The organism is Mesorhizobium bavaricum, from assembly GCF_056781655.1.
In genome coordinates, this window is record NZ_CM165566.1 from 1402751 (window position 1) to 1422684 (window position 19934).

Genomic DNA, 19934 nt, shown 5'->3' on the forward strand with positions numbered 1-19934 from the left:
GTCAGCCTTTTGCTGTTTCCGGCATGTCGCCAAGCCGCGACAGGGCTTCGATGACGGCGGCGGACTCGGCCAATGTGCCGAACACGCCCTCCTCGACCGTCACCATGTGCAGCGCCGCCTCGTGCGCTTGTCTGTCACCGCTGGCACAGGCATCGGAAATCGTCAGGCACTGAAAGTTGCGGTCGCAGGCCTCGCGCAGCGTGGTGTGGACGCAGACATCGGTCGTGCATCCGGAAAACAGCAGATGCGTGATGCCTTGCGCGCGCAGGACAAGCTCGAAATCCGTATAGGTGAAGGCGCTGTTGCAGGTCTTGTCGACGATGATGTCCTGCGGCGCGACATCGATCTCCGGAACGATCTGAAACCCAGGGCCCGAGCGAAGCAGGATTTCGGTGCCTTCGAGACCGGCGCGCTTGCGGCGCCATTTCTCGTAAGGCGTCATGTCGGCCATGTCGGCCCGATAGCCCTGCCTTGTGTGGATGATCCTGATGCCGGCCTTGCGCGCGGCGGCGATCAGCCGGCCCACGGTCGGCAGGATCGCCCTCAGCGGCGAGGGGTCATATCCCTGCCTGGCGAAATAGCCCGTCGTCGACAGGAAATCCTGCTGCAGGTCGATGACGACAAGCGCGGTGTTTTCGGCCACCAGCCTGCCGTCATAGGGAAAGTCGAAGGGCGTCGCCTTGATCATCTTTGGCTCCCAGTTCTCGACCGGCAGTCGAGTTTGCCTGACGCAATTTCCTAGGGAAAGCGCCGTGCGCTTTTCCCGGGAAAACCGTTTCACACTTTTCCTGGAATTGCTCCAGCCACTTTGCATCAACGCGACGACCCCAGATGCTGGGCGTCGTGCAGCCGCCAGTATATGCCGCGGCGCGGATCCGAATGTCGCGCCGATATTGGCCGCCGCGACTAATTGTTGATTATTGCAGTCATCTTCAATGTTGACTATTAAGGTCATGTTTCATAGTCAACCGGGCATCGGGCTGCCGGAACCAGAATCTGGAAATACGAGCGGCCGCACTGGAGAGAAGCCATGACCGCGGCGGGAGTTGATGCCCAGACTGCCTTCCATATCGAAGCGGCGCGCTTTGCCGTCGGCGAGCGGACGCTGCTCGGTCCGGTTTCGCTCGAACTGGAGCGCTCGCGCGTCTACGGGCTGATCGGCCATAACGGATCGGGCAAGTCGACGCTGATCAAGCTGATGGCGCGCCAGCAACCGGCAAGCTCTGGCGCCATCACCTTCGCCAAGCGCCCGCTGCTGCAATGGGGCGCCCGCGAACTCGCCCGTGCGCTGGCCTATCTGCCGCAGACGACACCGGCAGCGACCGGTCTTACGGTGCGCGAACTGGCGACGCTCGGGCGCTATCCCTGGCATGGCGCGCTTGGCCGTTTCCGCGCGGAGGACAGGCAGCATGTCGATGAGGCGCTGGTCCTGACCGACATGGAGGGTTTCGCGGACAGGCTGGTGGATGAATTGTCCGGCGGCGAGCGCCAGCGCGCCTGGCTCGCCATGCTGGTGGCGCAGAACGCCGGCGTCATGCTGCTCGACGAGCCGATCTCGGCACTCGACATCGCCCATCAGGTCGAGGTGCTCGGGCTGGTCAGAGATCTCAGCCGCAAGCGTGACCTTTGCGTCGTCGTTGTGCTGCACGATCCCAACATGGCTGCGCGCTATTGCGACGAGCTAATCGCGCTGAAGGACGGCAAGCTGCTGACACGCGGCACGCCCGGCGAAATCATGCGCAGCGATGTACTGAAAGGCATTTTCGGCGTGGAGATGGGCGTGTTCGCGCACCCCGTCACCGGCCAACCCGTCGGCTATGTGCAGTGACGAGATGTGGCGGGGAATAGAAGCGGCTGGCCGCTGTGAGAACAAGGAAAAAGCTGTTGTCGAGAAATGGTTTGTTGGCGGCGTTGGTCGCATCCGTGATCCTGTCGGCCGGCAGTGCGACGGCCCAGGAGCAACCAACCGGTGCCGCGCCCGCCATGTCGGCACCCGCTGCTCCCGCCGCGCCGGCAGTCGCCCCGCCCGCGCAACAGCAACCCGGCACCCAGCCGAACACGACAGCGCCGGCCGAGGCCGGACCTTCGAGGGCGATGGAACTGACCTTGCCACATGATCTGTCGCCGTGGGGCATGTTCATGGCGGCCGATATCATCGTCAAGGCGGTGATGATCGGACTGGCCTTCGCCTCCCTCGTCACCTGGACGATATGGCTGGCCAAATCGCTGGAGATTTTCGCTGGCAAGTTGCGCATCCGTCGCGCCGTGCACGCGATCGGCGATGCCGCCACGCTGAAGCAGGCCAGCCGTGCGCTCGACCGCAGCGGCGGCCCTGGCGCGCTTCTGGTGCGGGCGGCCGAGGAGGAGACCGCACTTTCAGCCGGAGCGCTCGATCATGTCTCGGGCGACGGGCTGAAGGAGAGGGTCACCTCGCGCCTGTCACGCATCGAGGCGGGGGCGTCGCGGCGGATGTCGCGCGGCACCGGCGTGCTGGCAACGATCGGCTCGACCGCGCCCTTCGTCGGCCTGTTCGGCACCGTCTGGGGCATCATGAACGCCTTTATCGGCATCTCGCAGGCGCAGACCACCAATCTCGCCGTGGTGGCGCCTGGCATCGCCGAAGCACTGCTTGCCACGGCGATGGGCCTTGTCGCGGCGATACCGGCTGTCGTCATCTACAACGTCTTTGCCCGCTCGATAGCCGGCTACCGGCAGATCCTCGCCGATGCCTCGGCGGGCGTCGAGCGGCTGGTCAGCCGTGACCTCGACTTCCGCACCGTCGCGCCGGCAACGGCGATGGCCGCGGAATAATGGCGGCGGACTAGCGGAGCAAGGCCATGGCAAGCAGAATCCGACAGACCATGGACGACGATCTCGAGGAAAGCCACGAGATCAACGTCACACCGTTCATCGATGTCATCCTGGTGCTGCTGATCATCTTCATGGTCGCCGCACCGCTGGCGACGGTGGATGTCAATGTCGATCTTCCGGGCTCGACCGCAACGCCCGCGCCGCGGCCGGAGACACCGTTGTTCCTGACGCTGAAGGACGATCTGACGCTGGCAATCGGCAACGATACGGTGCCACGCCCGATTTTTGCCGCGACGCTGGACGGCAGGACAAAGGGCGACAAGCAGACGCGCATCTTCCTGCGCGCCGACAAGGCCGTGGCCTATGGCGACCTGATGGAGGCGATGAACCTGCTGCGCGGTGCGGGCTATCTGAAGATCGCGCTGGTTGGCCTCGAGACGGTTCCTGCCGCAGATGCTCCGGCGCCCGCCACCAGCGGAGCGGCGGCACCATGACGCCGGCAGCCGCCTTGCCCTCAGCCGAGTTGTCGCGCTTCAGCCGGCGCGATCTCGGCTTGTGGGCGGGTGCGGCAGCGCTGGTCCTTGGAGCGCATGTCGCGGTCGCCTATGCCGTGCAGAACTTCAGCATGGTCAACGAAGCCGACGGCGGCCCGCCGCCGGCCCAGGTGATCGAGATGGCGCCGATGATGGTGATGCCGGCCGTCCAGGAACAGGTTGCCACCCTGGACGCGATGACATCAGATCAGATCGAGCCGATACCGGCGACCGAGCCGACGCCCGAAGACCAAGTCGAGAAGGCGGAGCCGGTTGTCGACCTGCCGGAAGCCGTCCCACCTGACGAGACCGAACCCACCCGGACCGAGATGGCTCAACAGGTCGACCAGCCGCCGCCGGACGAGGTCGTCCCGGATATTGTCAAGGCTGTTGCACCCGACGTGGTCATTCCGTTGCCGCAGTCGAAACCAGTCGAGCCGCCCAAGGACAGGAAACCGGTCGAAGCCAAGGCGAAGAAGCCTGTCGACAAGCCCAAGCCGCGGCCCAAGAAGGAGAAGGCAGCGCCGCCGAAGACGGCTAGCGTTGCCAGCACCGATGCAAAGCCGGCTGTGAAGACGGCCGCGCCGAAGTCGGCGGAATCGACGTCGCGATCCGGCGACTCCAGCAAATGGGATTCCCGTCTGGGGGCCTGGATCAAGCGGCACACGCGCTATCCCAGTTCGGCCAAGGCTCGAGGCGTGGAAGGCAAGCCGTATGTCGCCTTCACGGTCGACTCGTCCGGCCGGGTCCTGTCTGCCAGGCTCACTCGTTCCTCCGGGGATGCGGACCTCGATCATGCGGCACTGGCCGTGCTGCAAGGTGCCACCGTACCGGCACCGCCGCCGGAACTCGGCGCGCGCCAAAGCCGCACGGCACCATTCGTGTTCAGCCTGCGCAACTAAGTCTGTTCAGATTCAGGAGAGGCCGGCCTACGAACGGCTGATACCTGCGCTTCCGGTGCTCACGTACCCAAAAGCACGCTCCGCCCCCTTCTCGGAACCCGCCATTCTCGGCTCGGCCTGAATCTGAACAGACCTTGGAGCAGACTCGGTCCATCAATAACTCAGCGACTGGCACAGAGCCTCGACCTCATCGAGATAGAATCGGCATTTCGTGCGCAGGATCCTGAGGTTCGGATCATCGGCGCCGTTGATCTCGATGGTCTGCATCATGAAATCGAAGTGAGCGTGAAAGGCATCCACAGCGCCCCATAGACTGTCGGCCTGGCAGCTGTCGGCAATCGCCATCGAGACGAGCTGGCGGGCCTCGACCCGCGCGGTGTCAGGCGAGGACGGTCGCCTTGCAATCAAGGTGTCGAGTCGGCTGAAAAGGCTTTCCCTGGCGTCGACGCTCTTGATGTTGGCGATCATGTTCATTGCAAGGTCCCCCTCGGGCAATTGCCGGAAAAAGTGCGTGGCGGTTTTCCGCCTGAAATTGCGTAAAAACAAACGGTTAGAGCGAGTCCGGCGATCCAATCAAACCTAACGCCTTGGGCCTATGCGACCGGATGCCGGTCCTGCGGGCAGGATGTGATCAAGGCCGGAATGGCGGTCGTATCGGACGGCCTGCCCTTGATGATGTTGGCGACCTCGGCATCGGCCTGTTCGAACCAGTAGACCATGTCGGGGCGGCCAAGATCCGTGGCGGCCTTTTTCAGCAGCGGCAGCAGGCTTTGCAACGCGCACAGTGTCTCCCAGCGGTTTGGCCGGAAGGTCGAGCCTGCAGCCGCGTATGCGGCTGACGATTGCATGTCGCTACGCTCTCCTCGCATGAGCGCGATGGTCTTTCGCCTGCGTCTTGGGGTGCAGCGGATTGCCGCTGAGCTGCGCATGCCTGGCCGGCCGTGCGCCGCGAAGGACGTCGAAGGCTTCGGCATAGGCCATGCCCAGCAGATAGGAGATCATGGGAAAACGGCTTGCTTCGGCCATCTGCACGAGCTCATTGGTCATCGACGAAATGTATTGAAGGCTATCGATCTCGGACTGACGTAAGGATTGATTTGGCACGTGCTGCTCCTGTCTTCTGGTTGGCCCCAAGAAAGGCGTTACTGAACATGCTGAGCCGACTAATTGATCGATTGGCCCGCCGAAGACGGGCTTGTTTGCGGGGTTGAGATGGTCAAGGCATAGATCGGCGCATCGGTGAGGCGATCGAGACCAAGCAGGCGCTTGATCGCCGAATGGCTGAGTGCGGCGGTGGGGCATGCGGACAGGCCATGGTTGGTGGCCGCCAGCATGATGTTCTGGCCGATATGGCCGGCTTCGATCAGCACGACACGATAGGCATTGGCATCCTCGTATTTCCACATCGTGCGATCGAGCTTCGCGCAAAGCAGGACTAGGCACGGCATGGCGTCCGCCCATTCCTGCCCGCCGACCAGTTCGGAGATTTTCGGCAGATGGTTTGCGGAAATCCGGCCAAGGTCGTGATCGGCGGCGGAATAGTGATAGACGCCGGGCTCGAGGCCATCGACGGCAAGCGCGACCACATAGGCTTCATAAGGATTTCGAGCGCCGCCCGAAGGGGTCATGCCAAGCGGCAGGGCGCCGACGCAGTTGGTGGTCTCGCCGGTAATGCCCATGCCGGCGAACAGGCAATCGGAAAGCTGCTTCGCCGTGATGCCGGGCTTGGCCGTCGTGCGGTTGGTGCGGCGCCGCGCCATCAGGGCGAGAAGCTCATTGTCTTCCAGTGCGTTCGGCAACTGAATGGCGCCCGGAGAGTTCTTGAGCAGGAGGTCAGGCTGCGGCGTATGACCGGCGCGTTCGGTCTGCCGCTCTTCGGCTTGCTCGATGGTCATGAACTCGCTGTCCTGGACGCAGAAATGCATCAGCGCGGTCGGAAGGCCCCACTTCCATTGTCCGGAAAACTGCTCCTCCTGTTCGGCGAGCGGCGATCCTGCGGTCACCAGGGCGGAAAAATCGAGCAACTGCGGAACGATAGCCTTCAGTTCGGACTTCGACCGTCCTTGGGCGCGGGCGATATCCGCCGTCGAGGCCCATTTGTCCCACGATGCGAGAAGACCGATCACCTCGGGGCTGCATTCAAACACGCTTCTGGTCAGGAAGTTGCATGCCGTGACCTTGTTCGGTCCGGGGTAGAAAACGAGCGTTTTTGAAGAGCGCATTTTCATGATGCTGAATGCCGCCTGGGGAGCCGAGGCGCCGACAAGCGAACCGCTCGCCGACGCGGAACGATTTCAGCGCTTGTTGTAGTGCATGCCCTGCGAAAAGAAGACGGTCTGCGTGCCGGCGGCAATCGTCAGCTTCGGAGCGGTGTTCGCTTTCTTGGCCATATTTCATCCCTTTCCTGACCCCATCGGGATCCGTTTAAAGACCCCCAAAAACGGGATCCACGACAAGAAAGGTAAGGTCGAAAGAGTTAATGCTTTGTTAAAATTGTAGTAAATCTGCCTTCTAAAGGCGGCCTGGTGGATTATCTTTCCTGACGCTAAAGTGTAAAATATCGATTTTAATCATATACGGAGTAGACAATCGTTGTCATACGCTCTTTCGGTATATTCTTATTCTTATTTAGCGTAAGCGGGCCCATGGCCAAGGGGGTTAGCCCAGCCCGTCCCGGGTGAGGCTGATCACCAGTTGGTCGACATCAGGATCGTCGAGCCTGATGACATGTGCCATGCCGATGGCATCCCTGGGGCGGATGTTGGTAATGTCGCGCCGCATGATGACGGACACGAATGCCGGCCCGGCTTCCGTCAGAAGCATGGCCTTGCCTGTCAGCACCGGTTCGGAGATGGGAGCCCATTGCACGGAGATCAGCGACGGCTCGCCGGTCTGGCGGCGATTGATGCCGCTGAAATAGATCCAGTTCAGACGCGAGATCGCCACTCCATAGTGGTTGCCGCGCGCCCGCGCCCAGGTCGATCCCCGCCGTTCCGACCAGCCGGTGACCCTTCTGAATGTGACCAACTCGGCTTCGCGCCGCACGAAGGTCACCGATCGCATCAGCAGATCGGGGCGGTCCGGGATTGAAAAATAGGTGAAATAGGTGCCTCCCGCGATCGATGGACTTGGAGGGCGGATCATCTGGTTGAACAGACTCTCGGAAACCGGCGGCAACCCGCGCCCCCTGGGTTCGGGAACACCGGGATCACGGTACAATTCGGCTTCGTCGATCCGGAAGTAGTGGCATATGAGCTTGGCGGTCGCCTTGTTCGGGACCGTCTGCCCTTGCAGGTAGCGTTCAAATTGCGTGCGGTTGATGCCCAGCTCACGACATACCGCACTTACCGAGGCATGGTCCTTGCAGAGGCGTCTAAGGTTGGCAGCGAGATTCTCGCGAATTGACACGTCTTTGCTTCCGCAGGCGAATTTTCATTTCGATTCGAAAATCCATATAGCGTCTTCGGTCGCCCCCGCCGAAACGCCCTTGTCGCAACGCACAGAAAAACTGATTTGGTAACGTCAATCTAATGGGGCAGCTTCCAAAGAAAATGAAAACAATCGCCGGGCGGCTTCGGCCATAAGTCCAATTGACAACAGTTTTCGCCGGATAACGCCAGACAAGGGTGCAGTATTGCGCCGCGGCATTCGAAGGCGCGCTGGCACAACAAATATTGCCCGCAGGCGAGCCTTGGCGAACGTCGCGCTTTCCTCTTGGCGTGGAGAGCAGATAATCGATTATTCCACTGGTGGAGCTGAGGAGGATCGAACTCCTGACCTCGTCATTGCGAACGACGCGCTCTCCCAGCTGAGCTACAGCCCCGTCCAGCGGATGGGCGCATTTATCGGGCGCCGCGCTTTCCTGTCAAGGCGGCGTTTTGCCGAAATCCGTGGTCGCCAGACGTCGGGCCGGCGCGCGCAGGACGGCGGCCCTTGCCGGTTTAGCCCGCAATGGCTACATGTCGGCAACAATCGGAGACCGGCATGATCGCCCTCATTCAAACAATCGTCATGGCGCTTGACCTCTACTGGTGGGTCATCATCGCCTCGGCGATCTTCTCCTGGCTCTACGCCTTCAACGTCGTCAACTCGCGCAATCAGTTCGTCGGCAGCATCGGCAACATGCTCTACCGGCTGACCGAGCCGGCGTTGCGGCCGATTCGCCGTTTCATGCCGGACCTTGGCGGCATCGACATTTCGCCGATCATCCTGCTGCTGATCCTGTTTTTCCTTCGGCAGTTCCTGCTCACCACCGTGCTGTCGCTGGTCGTCTGAGGCAGCCAACCTGTGAGCGCGCCGTTTCGCCCGCGCGAAAACGGCGTCGATCTGTTTGTGCGGCTGACGCCAAAGGCTGCGCTGGACAGGCTCGAAGGCGTCGAAACCGCTGCAGACGGGCGAAGTCACCTGAAGGCCCGCGTCCGCGCCGTGCCGGAAAACGGAGCAGCCAACAAAGCGCTCGAAAAGCTGATCGCCAAGGCGCTAGGCGTGCCGGCGTCCGCCGTGTCGATTGTCGCCGGTGGCACCGCCCGGCTGAAGACCGTGCGCGTTGCAGGCGATCCGGCGATGCTGGCGAAAGGCATCGAGGCGCTCGACCAGCAGTCCTGATGTCTTCGATGGAGGTTCAATCCCCCAGCGGCAGGCGGGGATCGTCGACCTTCAACGTGTTCACGCTCTGCTTGATGCGGCGCAGGTTTTCGAGAACCTTTGGTCCGCGCGTTTCGGCGACCGATGTGACGATCATGTCGACGATCGACAGCAGCGCATAGCGCGACGATGTCGGCTTGTAGATGTTGCCATCCTCTAGCGACTGGAAATGGATGACCGTGTCTGCGGCTTTGGCGAGTGCCGAGTCCGGCGGGGTGATGGCGATGGTGGTGGCGCCATATTGCTGGGCGACCTGCACCGCATCGATGACCGATCGCGCATAGCCGGAAACCGAAAAGGCGACCAGCGTGGTGTCTGTAGTGGCAACTGCGGCATACATGCGCTGCAGCTGTCCGTCGATCTGTGCCAACACCGACACGCCCAACCTGAACAGCCGGTTCTGCATTTCGGTCGCCATCATCGACGAAATGCCGCCCGACCCGATGCACAGGACATTGCCGGAAACGGCGATCCGCGCGGCGACGGCGACCAGAGTCGTCATGTCGAGGTTTTCGCTGGCGCGCTGGATGGCGGTTATTGCCGCTTCGGTGATGGCGGAAGCGATGCGCTGTTCGCGGGCGTCGCGGCTCAACGGCTCCGGCGACAGATACTGGCCGCCGATGGCGATCGCCTGCGCCAGATAGAATTTGAAATCGCGCAGGCCCTCGCAACCGAGATTGCGACAGAACCGCGTCACCGTCGGCTCGCTGACACCGACGCGCGCGGCAATTTCCGAAATCGCCGCCTTGGAGACGAGATCGAGGTCGGCCAGCACGAAGGCTGCCAGCTTGCGATCCGACTTGGTGCCGTCCTGCGACATCAGTTGCAGGCGCGTGATGATGTCGGCCGGCGTCTTCATATCCGTGTTTTCATACGGGCAGGCCCGTCGCCTTGTCGAACAGGTGGATGTTGCCGGGATCGACGCTCACCGGGAGCACGTCGCCCGGCCTGACCGGCACCCTGTCGCGGAACACGGCGCGCACCGTGTCGGTGCCGATGGCGCCATAGACATGGGTTTCGGAGCCGGTTGGCTCGACGACATCCACCTTGATCGTCATCGCGTCGGCAGCCTCGCCGATCACAAAATGTTCGGGCCGGATGCCGGCTTCTACAGCGCTGCCCGACGACACCTGTTTGGCGGCAAGCACAAGCCGCCCGCCGCCGGCCGACTCGAACCAGGTCTTCTCAGGCGTTGCCTTTACAGAACCGGAAACAAAACTCATCGACGGCGAACCGAGGAAGCTGGCGACGAACTTGTTGGCCGGCCGGTCATAGAGCTCCAGCGGCGCGCCGACCTGCTGGATCCTGCCGCGGTCCATCACCACGATGCGGTCGGCCATGGTCATGGCTTCGATCTGGTCGTGGGTAACATAGACGATCGTCGATTTCAGCCGCTGGTGCAGCGCCTTGATCTCGACGCGCATCTGCACGCGCAATTGCGCGTCGAGGTTGGACAAGGGCTCGTCGAACAGGAACACCGACGGTTCGCGCACGATGGCGCGGCCCATGGCGACGCGCTGGCGCTGGCCGCCCGACAGCTGGCGGGGATAGCGGTCGAGATAGGAGAACAGATTGAGGACGCCCGACGCCTTCTTGACCTTTGCGTCGACCGTGGCGCGCGCTTCGCCGCGGATCTTTGGGCCAAAGCCGATATTGTCCGATGCCTTCAGATGCGGGAACAGGGCATAGGACTGGAACACCATGGCGATGTTGCGCTGCTGCGGTGGCAGCGCGTTGGCGCGCACGCCGCCGATCAACAGGTCGCCGGAGGTGATTGTCTCCAGCCCAGCCAGCATGCGCAGCAGGGTCGACTTGCCGCAGCCGGATGGCCCGACCAGCACGACGAACTCACCGCTCTTGATGTCGAGGCTGATGTTTTCGAGGATCTTGTGCTGCCCGAAGGATTTCGACAGGTCGCGGAACTCGACGTCGGTCATGGTCACGCTCCCAATATGTCGTCGATGAATGGCAGGCAACCGGCCGTCAGGCCAGCGTCCACCGGCATCACCACGCCTGTTACGCCCGATGCGCGATCGGAGGCAAGGAAGGCGACGGCTTCGGCCACTTCCGAAGCGTTGACGATGCGGCCGAGCGGATAGAGCCGTTGCAGCTTGCCGAGGATTTCTGGATCCTTGGCAAGGCGGTGATCCCAGGCGGCGGTGCGGATCGATCCGGGGCAGACGACATTGGCGCGCAGGCCGCTGCGGCCGAGCTCGACGGCGATAGCCTTGGCATAGGCGTTGATTCCCGCCTTGGCCGCCGCATAGGCGGGATTGCCGAAATGCGCGATGGCATTGACCGACGAGATGAAGACGACGCTGCCGGAGCCTTGGTCAGCCATCGCCTTGACCAGCGGATCGGCGAAAGTCATCACGCCGGTCAGGTTGAGGTCGAGTTCGTGTTCGATCTTGTCGGGATTGAGGGCGGAAAGCGTCTCGGCGCGTGTCCAGCCGGCATTGTTGATAAGGATGTCGGGCACGCCATCCCTGTCGAGGATCGCTGCGATTGCCGCGTCTATCGAAGCCCGGTCGAGAAGGTCGAAGACGTGGCGGGAGGCAAGATGCGGGCTCTTCAGCGCTTCGCTGGACTGGTCGCAGCCGATGACCCTGGCGCCCCTCTGCGCCATCAGCGCCACGATGGCCGTGCCGAGGCCGCCGCCGGCACCGGTCACCACGACGGTCTTGCCTTCGAACTCGGCCCTGCCTTCGAACTTGGGTCGCGAAACCACCGTGCGTCATCCTCCGGGAGCTCTGACTGCCGTATCAGGCCTAGTCCACGAAATGTAATTAAGCAACAGAATAATCTGCTTGCAAGGCTTCAAATCATCGATAATGTAGGAAAGTCACATAAATCTTCTGCGCTGGTCGCGAAGAGGCGCGCAAGCGCAAAATCAAAATGGGAGACATCAAATGAGCCTTGCAAAATGGACTGTCGGCCTGATGGCCGGAATGAGCATGTTGGCATTGGCGGCGCAGGCGAATGCGGGCGAGGTGCGCGTCACCGTCGCCGAGTACAGCGCCAAGACTGGCCCATATTTCGAAAGCGTCAAGAAGGAATTCGAGGCGGCCAACCCCGGCATCACCGTCAAATTCGAAGTCGTGCCGTGGGAGGTGCTGCTGCAGAAGCTGACCACCGACATCACCGCCGGCACCAATGCCGACCTGTCCATCATCGGCACGCGCTGGCTGATCGACTTCGTCCAGCAGGATGTCGCCGAGCCGCTCGACAGCTACATCACGCCGGACTTCAAGGGCCGCTTCATCGACACCTTCCTGTCGCCCTCGATCATGGAGGGCAAGACCTACGGCCTGCCGATCGCGGCCTCGGCGCGCGCGCTGTACTACAACAAGGAGCTGTTCGAGAAGGCCGGGATCGCCAATCCACCGGCCAACTGGACCGAGCTGCAGGAAGACGCGCGCAAGATCAAGGCGCTCGGGTCCGGCACCTTCGGTTTCGGCCTGCAGGGCAAGGAGATCGAGACCGACGTCTACTACTATTATGCGATGTGGTCCCAGGGCACCGAGATCCTCAACAAGGACGGCACCTCCGGCCTCGGCACGCCGGGCGCGCTTGAAGCCGCCAAGCTCTACAAGTCGATGATCGACGAAGGCCTCACCGAGCCTGGCGTCACTTCCAACAACCGCGAGGATGTGCAGAACCTGTTCAAGCAGGGCAAGGTCGGCATGATGATCACCGCACCGTTCCTGTCGAACCAGATCAAGGACGAGGCGCCGAACCTGAAATATGGCGTGGCGGCCATTCCGGCCGGACCGACCGGTGCGCGCGGCACGTATGGCGTCACCGATTCCATCATCATGTTCAAGAATTCCAAGAACAAGGACGAGGCCTGGAAGTTGCTCGATTTCCTGTTCACCACCGAGCAGCGCGCCAAGTTCACGCAAGGCGAAGGCTTCCTGCCGGTGAACAAGGAAGAAGCCAAAATGGACTATTATGTGAACAACGCCGATCTGGCGGCGTTCACCGCGCTGCTGCCCGACGCCCGCTTTGCGCCGATCATCCCCGGCTGGGAAGAAGTCGCCCAGATCACCTCCGACGCCATGCAGAAGATCTATCTCGGCGGCGACCCCGAGGCGGGGTTGAAAGACGCGGCGGCCAAGGCCAATGCCGTGCTCAAGAAATAGGGCGTATCTCCCTGCGCCCGTGGCGCGCCCCACTCAGGCGGGGCGCGCCACACCTTGATTTCCGCCTGGCGCGGGATGATTTCAGATCGAATCGACCTGAAATCTGAATCCGCCTCTAAATCAAGAGATAGAGCATGATGTCGTCCGAAAACCGCTTCACACTTTTCGGCATCATGCTTTAGAGCGGCCGATAGCGGCGTCGCTCAAGCAGAACCTTCAGATCCACCGCGCCGAGGCGCAGGTCAGCCGATGCAAAATCGCTTCTTGCCCTATGTCCTGACCTTGCCCAGCCTGTTCCTGGCGGCTGTCGTCATCTTCTGGCCGGTTTGGGACCTGATCCAGATCTCGACGCATGAAGTCAGCCGCTTCGGCCAGCTTCGCGAATTCAACGACTTTGCCAATTTCGCGGCACTGCTTGCCGATCCCGACTTCATGGCCGCGCTCTGGCGCACCGGCCAGTGGACGGTGCTGGTCGTCGGCGGCGCGCTGCTGCTGTCAATTCCGGTGGCGATGATCCTCAACAGCGATTTCTATGGCCGCGGCATTGCCCGTGTCATCATCATGCTGCCCTGGGCGGTGTCGCTGACCATGACCGCTGTGGTCTGGCGCTGGGCACTGAGCGGCGAAAGCGGCATGTTGAATTCGGCGCTGATCGGCCTCGGCCTCATCGACCACAACATCCAGTGGCTGGCGAGCGCGGAGACCGCCTTTCCGATGCAGGTGCTGATCGGCATCCTTGTGACGGTGCCGTTCACGACGACGATCTTCCTCGGCGGCCTGTCGTCGATCCCGGACGACCTCTACGAGGCCGCGGCGCTCGAAGGCGCGACACCGCTGCAGCAGTTCCGCGAGATCACCTTTCCGCTGCTGAAGCCGTTCATCAACATCGCCATCGTGCTCAACACCATCTACGTCTTCAATTCCTTCCCGATCATTTGGGTGATGACGCAGGGCGGGCCGGCCAATTCGACCGACATCCTGGTCACCCACCTCTACAAGCTGGCCTTTCGCATCGGCAAACTGGGCGAGGCATCGGCGGTGTCGCTGGTGATGTTCGCCATATTGCTGGTCTTCACCATGATCTATGTGCGGCTGGCAATGAGGGAGCAACGCGCATGACGAGTAAGCTGAGGCGTTCGATCATTGCATGGCTGCTGCTGGCGCCGCTGATCGTGGTGACGATCTTTCCCTTCGCGGTGATGTTCCTGACAGCGGTCAAGCCAAGGCAGGAAGTGCTGTCGCCAACCTGGTGGCCGAGCGAATTCCGCTGGTCGAATTTTTCCGACATGTGGGTGGCGACCGGCTTCGGCCGGGCACTGCTCAATTCGCTCTACGTGTCTGTCATTGCCACCGTCGGCGCCATCCTGATCTCGGTTCCGGCCGCCTATGCGATGTCGCGCTTCCGATTTGCCGGCTACGGCGCCTTGCGCCAGTTTCTGCTGATCTCGCAGATGATCTCGCCGATCGTGCTGGTGCTTGGCCTGTTTCGGCTGATGGCGGCCTGGGGCCTGGTCGAGAGCACCACGGCGCTCGGCTTGATCTACATGGCCTTCAACGTCGCCTTCACGGTGTGGATGCTGCAGAGCTATTTCGACACCATCCCGCGTGATCTCGAAGAGGCGGCCTGGATGGAGGGTGCCGGCCGCTGGCTGACCCTGCGCAAGGTGTTCCTGCCGCTCTGCCTGCCGGCAATCGCGGTGACCGCGATCTTCACCTTCATCAATGCCTGGAACGAATTCGTCGTGGCGCTGACCATGCTGCGCAGCCAGGAAAGCTACACGCTGCCGATCCAGGTGTTTTCGCTTGTCGCCGGCCGCTACACCATCGAATGGCACCACGTCATGGCGGCGACGCTGCTGGCGACCTTGCCGGTGGCCATCCTGTTCATCTGGCTGCAGCGCTACCTCGTCAGGGGGCTGGCGCTCGGGGCGGTCAAATAGCCGCTCTATCTCTTTGTTTTGACGCAATTCTGGACGGAAAACCGCTTCACACTTTTCCTGGAATTGCTCTAGGCCCACGGAGCTTTCATGCGCATCTTCACCGCCTCGCTGGCGACGGAAACCAACACCTTCTCGCCGGTGCCGACCGACCGGGCCTCGTTCGAAATGGCCTTCTATGCCGGACCCGGCAAACATCCGGAAACGCCGACGCTGTGCTCGTCGCCGATGGTCGCCCTGCGCCGGCGCGCGGCGGCCGAAGGCCTGACCGTCATCGAGGGCACCGCCACCTGGGCGGAGCCAGGCGGCCTGGTGCAGCGGCAGACCTATGAGGCGCTGCGCGACGAGATACTCGGCCAGCTCAAGGCGGCGCTGCCGGTCGACGCCGTCATCCTCGGCCTGCACGGCGCCATGGTGGCGCAAGGCTATGACGATTGCGAAGGCGACCTGCTCGCGCGCGTCCGCGAGATGGTCGGCCCGAAGGTCGTCATCGCGTCGGAATTCGATCCGCACAGCCATCTGACGCCGAAGCGTGTGGCGGCGTCAGACATCATGGCCTACTTCCTCGAGTTCCCGCACACCGATTTCTACGAACGCGGTGAACATGTCGTCGCGCTTGGCCTCGCCGCGGCCCGTGGTGAGATCAAGCCTGTCATCTCGACCTTCGACTGCCGCATGATCCAGGTGCTGCCGACCAGCCGCGAGCCGATGCGCTCCTTTGTCGACCGCATCAAGGCGCTGCACGGCAAGGACGGCGTGCTGTCGATCTCGGTCATCCATGGCTTCATGGCGGCCGACGTGGCCGAAATGGGCACGCGCATCCTGGTCGTCACCGACGACGACAAGGCCAAGGGCGATGCGCTGGCGGAGCGGCTGGGGCGGGAACTCTACGCGCTGCGCGAAAAGACGGCGATGACGATGCTGAGTGCCGCCGACGGCATTGATCGGGCGCTCGCCGTGCGCGCCGACAATCCGGGCAAGCCGGTGGTCATCGCCGATATCTGGGACAATCCCGGCGGCGGCGTGCCCGGCGACGGCACCGTTGTGCTGCGCCAGATGCTGGCGCGCGGCCTGAACACTATCGGCGTTGCGACGATCTGGGATCCGATCGCGGTCACCTTCTGCCTGGCGGCAGGCGAGGGCGCCGTCATCGACCTGCGCTTCGGCGGCAAGGCCGGCCCTCAGGCCGGCGAGCCGATCGACGCCCGCGTGCGGGTGTTGAAGGCTGTTGCCGAGGGCTGGCAGAGTTTCGGGCCGAGCCGGGTAACACTCGGGCCAACAGCGCAGGTGCGCATCGAAGGCACCGAGGTCGACATCATCCTCAACACCAATCGCACGCAGACCTTCGAACCGGATATCTTTTCCAATATCGGCATCGATCCGATGAGCAAGGACGTGCTGCTGATCAAGTCGACCAATCATTTCTACGCCGGCTTCGAGCCGATCGCCGCCGAGATCATCTATGTCTCGGCGCCGAGTTCATATCCGAGCAATCCGGCGGTGACCAATTACACCAAGCTGACGCGGCCGATCTGGCCGCGGGTGGCTGATCCGTGGAAGGTGTGAGGCTGGATTACACCAGCCCGCGCTTGACCATCATCGCTTCCGGCGAAGGCATCTTGCCACGGAAGGCGGTGTAGAGCTCTTCCGGGTCCTTCGAGCCACCGGCGGCGTAGATGTTCTTGCGCAGCCGCTCTGCCAGCGCCGGGTTGAAGGGGTCGCCGGTCTCCTCGAAGGCGGCGAAGGCGTCGGCGTCGAGCACTTCCGACCACATGTAGGAGTAGTAGCCGGCCGAATAGCCGTCGCCGGAAAACACATGGCCGAAATGCGGGGTGCGATGGCGCATCGCGATGGTGTCCGGCATGTCGAGCTTTTCAAGCGTTTCGGCTTCGAAACGAAGTGGCGCTTCTGGTGCATCCGGCCGCGCGTGATAGGCCATGTCGATCAGCGCCGAAGCGGTGAATTCGACCGTGGCGAAGCCGGCGCCGAAAGTCCGCGCCGCCAGCATCTTGTCGAGCAACGCCTTCGGCATCGGCTTGCCGGTCTTGACATGCAGCGCATGCTTTTCCAGCACCGCCGGTACGGTCAGCCAGTGTTCGTAGAGCTGCGAGGGCAGTTCGACGAAATCGCGGCTCACCGAAGTGCCGGAAACCGATGGCCAGGTGACGTCGGTCAGCATGCCGTGCAGAGCATGGCCGAACTCGTGGAACAGTGTTTTTGCCTCATCGACCGACAGCAGAGCCGGCTCGCCCGCCGGTGGCTTGGCGAAGTTCATGACGTTGTAGATCACCGGCTTCGAGCCGTGGCCAAGCTTGTAGCCGGACTTGAGCGCGCTCATCCAGGCGCCGGAGCGCTTGGACGGCCGTGCGAAATAGTCGGCGAGGAACAGGCCGCGCTCGCTGCCGTCGGCATTTTTCACCACGAACACGCGCGCGTCGGGATGCCATACGGCAATGCCCTTTTTCTCCTCGAAGGTGACGCCGAACAGTTTGGTTGCCACGTCGAAGCAGGCTTCGATGATCCGGTCGAGCTGCAGGTAAGGCTTCAGTTCGGCCTCGTCGAAGGCGAATTTTTCGGCGCGCAGTTTCTCCTGGTAGAAGCGCCAGTCCCAGGCGGCGAATTTTTCATTGCTGCCGGCTTCCGTCGCCAGCCGCTGCAGTTCGGTCTGGTCGGCCGCCGCCTTTTCCAGCGCCTTTTCCCAGACCGGATCAAGCAACGCATGCACCGCCTTCGGCGTCTTGGCCATGGTGTCGTCGAGCTTCAAAGCTGCGAAGGAGCCGTACCCGAGCAGTTTTGCCTTTTCGGCGCGCAGCTTCAGCATGTCGCGCACCACGGATGTATTGTCGGAGGCGCCACCGTTCTGGCCGCGCATGGTGAAGGCGCGGAAGGCGACCTCGCGCAGGTCGCGGCGTTCGGAAAAGGTCGAGAACGGCTCGTAGATCGAGCGCGACAAAGTGACGGCATAGCGCCCCTTGTGGCCACGCATCTCGGCGGCCTCGGCCATCGAGCTCTTCAGGAAGCCCGGCAGGCCGGTGAGGTCGGCCTCGTCGAGGAACAGCGCCCAGTCGCGCTCGTCGGCAAGGACATTCTGGCCGAAAGTCGTGCCAAGCGAAGACAGGTCCTCGCTGATCTTTGCCAGCCGCTTCTTGCCGTCGGCGTCAAGCTTGGCGCCGGAACGGACGAACCCCTTCCAGGTCTTCTCCAGCACCCGCAGCGTCTCGGCGTCGAGTTTCAGGCTGTCGCGGCGCTGGTAGAGATCGTCGATGCGGGCGAACAGCCTCTCGTTCATCGAGATCGCCGAGAAATGCCTGGACATCTTTGGCGAGATGTCGCGCTCCAGCGCCTGGATCGTCTCATTGGTGTAGGCGCCGGCGCGGCACCAGAAGATCGACGAGACACGATCGAGCGCTTCGCCGCCGAGTTCCAGCGCCTGCAGGGTGTTTTCGACGGTCGGCGCATCCTTGTTGCCGGCAATCGCTTCGATTTCGGCTTCATGTGCCTTTAGTGCCGCGTCGAAGACCGGGGAGAAGTCGTCGTCGCCGATGCGGGTGAAATCGGGCAGATCCAGCGGTCCTTGCCACGCGGTCAGCGGATGGGCGGCGAGGTCGACGGCTTTCGTGGAAGGCATGGACAGTCTTTCGAATGTTGGCGGCGAAGGAAAGGGCGGGGCGTTCCCGATGTAGGGCGCAGGGTTGCCGCGCGCAACAGGGCTGCCGGTCAGGTTTTCGTCAATAGCCGTCGCAATTTTCGGCGATCGCCGCCTGCGAGCTGGCGGTGATGCGGTTGTCAGTCACCGCGAAGGTTTCCTGCATCAGCATGTCGTTGTTGGGGAAGTCGTAGCAGGCGATCACGGTGGTGACGCCGCCTTCGCTCTTTTCGATCCGGTGCCGGATCTCCGCACCCGCGACGGCGCCCTGCCATTCGTCGATCGAGGCGATGAATTCCTGCTTGCTTTGCACGATGCCGAGGTCTTCGAGCTTTATGCGGACATCATCGGCGAGCAGGTCGGACAGTTCGGTTCGGTCGGCGACCAGTAGTGCCGAATACCAGCGGCTGATGAGGGCGCCATCGTCGGCGCGGACAGGAATGATGGAAAACAGCAACGCTGCCGCGACGAAAGTGACCGAACGGCGATCTCCCATCATGTGCCTCCATCTTCCCGTTTGACCGTGATCTTTCCCGAAAAACCGGTCCCCGCTTTTCGCCGGCGCGGTCCTTCGGCTGGGGATCATCGTCTATGTCATCTCCGGCCGTTCGAAATCGCCGGTCTCCTTGTTCATCACCCAGAGTTCGCCGGTCGAGATGTCGAACCAGGCGCCGTGCAGCGACAACCGCCCCTTGCCTTCGAGGATCGAGACGCAAGGAAAGGTCCTGAGATTCGCGATGGAATAGCGGATCGAAATGCGCTCCAGCGCGGTCTGGCGCTCCGACGCCGTCATGAAGGTGCTGGAGGACACGGTCTCGGCCGCTGGCGCGATCAGGCTCATCCATTTGCCGATGAAGTCGCCGGGAGACAGCGGTGCGGAATTGGTGTCGAGCGCGGCGCGGATGCCCCCGCAGCGACCATGGCCCATGACGACGATGTTCTTCACCTTGAGACTCTGCACGGCGAATTCGAGTGCGGCAGAGGTTGAATGGAACTCCCCGTCCGGCGCGTAGGGCGGCACCAGATTGCCGACATTGCGCAGCACGAAGAGTTCGCCGGGCCCGGCGTCGAAGATCGCCTCGGGGGCCGTGCGGGAGTCGCAACAGGCGACGATCATCGTTTCCGGCGCCTGGCCTTCGCGGGCAAGCTCGCGATAGCGTCCGCTCTCGGTGAGATAGCGGCCGGTCATGAAATTGCGGTAGCCGGCGAGAAGGTGGTCGGGGAGATGAGGCATGGGCGGCGTCTGGAGCCTTTCCGGGTTGGATGCGGCAGCTCGTTGCGGTGTAGAGCGGTTCACCGTTTCACGGAAAAGCCGAACC

Annotated in this window: 22 protein-coding genes and 1 tRNA gene; 10 read left to right on the forward strand and 13 right to left on the reverse strand. The window is 62.5% G+C overall.

Features of this window, described 5'->3' with window-relative positions; translation table 11 throughout:
• Position 1: 1 nt before the first annotated feature.
• On the reverse strand, positions 2–688 hold the full coding sequence (locus AC1RZR_RS06830; protein ID WP_481828056.1) for a cysteine hydrolase family protein: 687 nt from the start codon (positions 686–688) through the stop codon (positions 2–4).
• A 342-nt stretch (positions 689–1030) separates the two neighbouring features.
• Here AC1RZR_RS06830 and AC1RZR_RS06835 point away from each other — a divergent pair, with 342 nt between their 5' ends.
• From AC1RZR_RS06835 to AC1RZR_RS06850, 4 genes are read left to right on the forward strand one after another with little or no spacing between them, the layout of a single operon-like run.
• Positions 1031–1828, forward strand: a complete 798-nt coding sequence (locus AC1RZR_RS06835) for an ATP-binding cassette domain-containing protein (RefSeq protein WP_481828057.1) — start codon at positions 1031–1033, stop codon at positions 1826–1828.
• A 56-nt stretch (positions 1829–1884) separates the two neighbouring features.
• On the forward strand, positions 1885–2811 hold the full coding sequence (gene exbB / locus AC1RZR_RS06840; RefSeq protein WP_481828058.1) for a tonB-system energizer ExbB: 927 nt from the start codon (positions 1885–1887) through the stop codon (positions 2809–2811).
• A gap of 26 nt (positions 2812–2837) precedes the next feature.
• On the forward strand, positions 2838–3305 hold the full coding sequence (exbD, locus tag AC1RZR_RS06845; protein ID WP_477268996.1) for a TonB system transport protein ExbD: 468 nt from the start codon (positions 2838–2840) through the stop codon (positions 3303–3305).
• Positions 3302–4246 (forward strand): energy transducer TonB family protein, encoded by a 945-nt coding sequence (locus AC1RZR_RS06850; protein ID WP_477268997.1) that lies wholly within the window; start codon positions 3302–3304, stop codon positions 4244–4246. The genes exbD and AC1RZR_RS06850 overlap by 4 nt, the downstream gene beginning before the upstream one ends.
• Positions 4247–4399: 153 nt before the next feature.
• Here AC1RZR_RS06850 and AC1RZR_RS06855 read toward each other — a convergent pair whose 3' ends face one another.
• The 6 genes from AC1RZR_RS06855 to AC1RZR_RS06880 all read right to left on the reverse strand — a co-directional run bounded on the left by AC1RZR_RS06855 (position 4400) and on the right by AC1RZR_RS06880 (position 8069).
• Positions 4400–4720: a hypothetical protein gene (locus tag AC1RZR_RS06855; RefSeq protein WP_477268998.1), complete on the reverse strand. Its 321-nt coding sequence runs from the start codon at positions 4718–4720 to the stop codon at positions 4400–4402.
• A 119-nt stretch (positions 4721–4839) separates the two neighbouring features.
• The gene (locus AC1RZR_RS06860) at positions 4840–5094 is read right to left on the reverse strand and encodes a hypothetical protein (RefSeq protein WP_477268999.1); all 255 of its coding nucleotides are present in this window, start codon (positions 5092–5094) and stop codon (positions 4840–4842) included.
• 4 nt (positions 5095–5098) lie between these two features.
• Complete coding sequence (locus tag AC1RZR_RS06865; protein ID WP_379094777.1) at positions 5099–5350, reverse strand: hypothetical protein; 252 nt, start codon at positions 5348–5350, stop codon at positions 5099–5101.
• Between the two features lie 59 nt (positions 5351–5409).
• On the reverse strand, positions 5410–6468 hold the full coding sequence (locus AC1RZR_RS06870; protein WP_477269000.1) for a SagB/ThcOx family dehydrogenase: 1059 nt from the start codon (positions 6466–6468) through the stop codon (positions 5410–5412).
• Between the two features lie 436 nt (positions 6469–6904).
• Positions 6905–7654 carry a helix-turn-helix domain-containing protein gene (locus AC1RZR_RS06875; protein WP_477269001.1) on the reverse strand — a complete coding sequence of 250 codons (750 nt, stop codon included), beginning with the start codon at positions 7652–7654 and terminating at the stop codon, positions 6905–6907.
• Positions 7655–7993: 339 nt separating this feature from the next.
• Positions 7994–8069 (reverse strand) — tRNA-Ala (locus tag AC1RZR_RS06880).
• 161 nt (positions 8070–8230) lie between these two features.
• Here AC1RZR_RS06880 and AC1RZR_RS06885 point away from each other — a divergent pair.
• Together AC1RZR_RS06885 and AC1RZR_RS06890 are read left to right on the forward strand one after the other, a co-directional pair.
• On the forward strand, positions 8231–8521 hold the full coding sequence (locus AC1RZR_RS06885) for a YggT family protein (protein ID WP_091576245.1): 291 nt from the start codon (positions 8231–8233) through the stop codon (positions 8519–8521).
• 12 nt (positions 8522–8533) lie between these two features.
• Positions 8534–8851, forward strand: a complete 318-nt coding sequence (locus tag AC1RZR_RS06890) for a DUF167 family protein (RefSeq protein WP_477269002.1) — start codon at positions 8534–8536, stop codon at positions 8849–8851.
• A gap of 16 nt (positions 8852–8867) precedes the next feature.
• Here the strand turns inward: AC1RZR_RS06890 and AC1RZR_RS06895 are convergent, their stop codons facing one another.
• Genes AC1RZR_RS06895 through AC1RZR_RS06905 form a run of 3 tightly spaced genes read right to left on the reverse strand, consistent with a single transcriptional unit; the run spans position 8868 to position 11618 of the window.
• Positions 8868–9749: a MurR/RpiR family transcriptional regulator gene (locus AC1RZR_RS06895; protein ID WP_481828059.1), complete on the reverse strand. Its 882-nt coding sequence runs from the start codon at positions 9747–9749 to the stop codon at positions 8868–8870.
• A 10-nt stretch (positions 9750–9759) separates the two neighbouring features.
• The gene (locus tag AC1RZR_RS06900; protein WP_481828060.1) at positions 9760–10827 is read right to left on the reverse strand and encodes an ABC transporter ATP-binding protein; all 1068 of its coding nucleotides are present in this window, start codon (positions 10825–10827) and stop codon (positions 9760–9762) included.
• 2 nt (positions 10828–10829) lie between these two features.
• The gene (locus AC1RZR_RS06905) at positions 10830–11618 is read right to left on the reverse strand and encodes an SDR family oxidoreductase (protein WP_481828061.1); all 789 of its coding nucleotides are present in this window, start codon (positions 11616–11618) and stop codon (positions 10830–10832) included.
• A gap of 181 nt (positions 11619–11799) precedes the next feature.
• On the opposite strand from AC1RZR_RS06905, the gene AC1RZR_RS06910 reads away from it, so the two are divergent.
• The 4 genes from AC1RZR_RS06910 (at position 11800) to AC1RZR_RS06925 (ending at position 16535) form a co-directional block, all read left to right on the forward strand.
• Positions 11800–13032, forward strand: coding sequence for an ABC transporter substrate-binding protein (locus AC1RZR_RS06910; RefSeq protein WP_481828062.1), 1233 nt, complete (start codon positions 11800–11802; stop codon positions 13030–13032).
• Positions 13033–13281: 249 nt separating this feature from the next.
• Entirely contained in the window at positions 13282–14151 is an 870-nt protein-coding gene (locus tag AC1RZR_RS06915) for a carbohydrate ABC transporter permease (RefSeq protein ID WP_481828063.1), read from the forward strand.
• Positions 14148–14972 (forward strand): carbohydrate ABC transporter permease, encoded by an 825-nt coding sequence (locus AC1RZR_RS06920; RefSeq protein WP_481828064.1) that lies wholly within the window; start codon positions 14148–14150, stop codon positions 14970–14972. Before AC1RZR_RS06915 ends, AC1RZR_RS06920 begins: the two co-directional genes overlap by 4 nt.
• Positions 14973–15059: 87 nt before the next feature.
• Positions 15060–16535, forward strand: coding sequence for a M81 family metallopeptidase (locus AC1RZR_RS06925; protein ID WP_481828065.1), 1476 nt, complete (start codon positions 15060–15062; stop codon positions 16533–16535).
• 7 nt (positions 16536–16542) lie between these two features.
• Here AC1RZR_RS06925 and AC1RZR_RS06930 read toward each other — a convergent pair whose 3' ends face one another.
• The 3 genes from AC1RZR_RS06930 to AC1RZR_RS06940 all read right to left on the reverse strand — a co-directional run bounded on the left by AC1RZR_RS06930 (position 16543) and on the right by AC1RZR_RS06940 (position 19849).
• Positions 16543–18597 carry a M3 family metallopeptidase gene (locus AC1RZR_RS06930; protein ID WP_481828066.1) on the reverse strand — a complete coding sequence of 685 codons (2055 nt, stop codon included), beginning with the start codon at positions 18595–18597 and terminating at the stop codon, positions 16543–16545.
• Positions 18598–18697: 100 nt separating this feature from the next.
• Complete coding sequence (locus AC1RZR_RS06935; RefSeq protein WP_481828067.1) at positions 18698–19111, reverse strand: nuclear transport factor 2 family protein; 414 nt, start codon at positions 19109–19111, stop codon at positions 18698–18700.
• A 93-nt stretch (positions 19112–19204) separates the two neighbouring features.
• A complete protein-coding gene (locus AC1RZR_RS06940) occupies positions 19205–19849 on the reverse strand; it encodes a carbonic anhydrase (protein ID WP_477269011.1) in 645 nt (214 codons plus the stop codon).
• Positions 19850–19934: the final 85 nt, after the last annotated feature.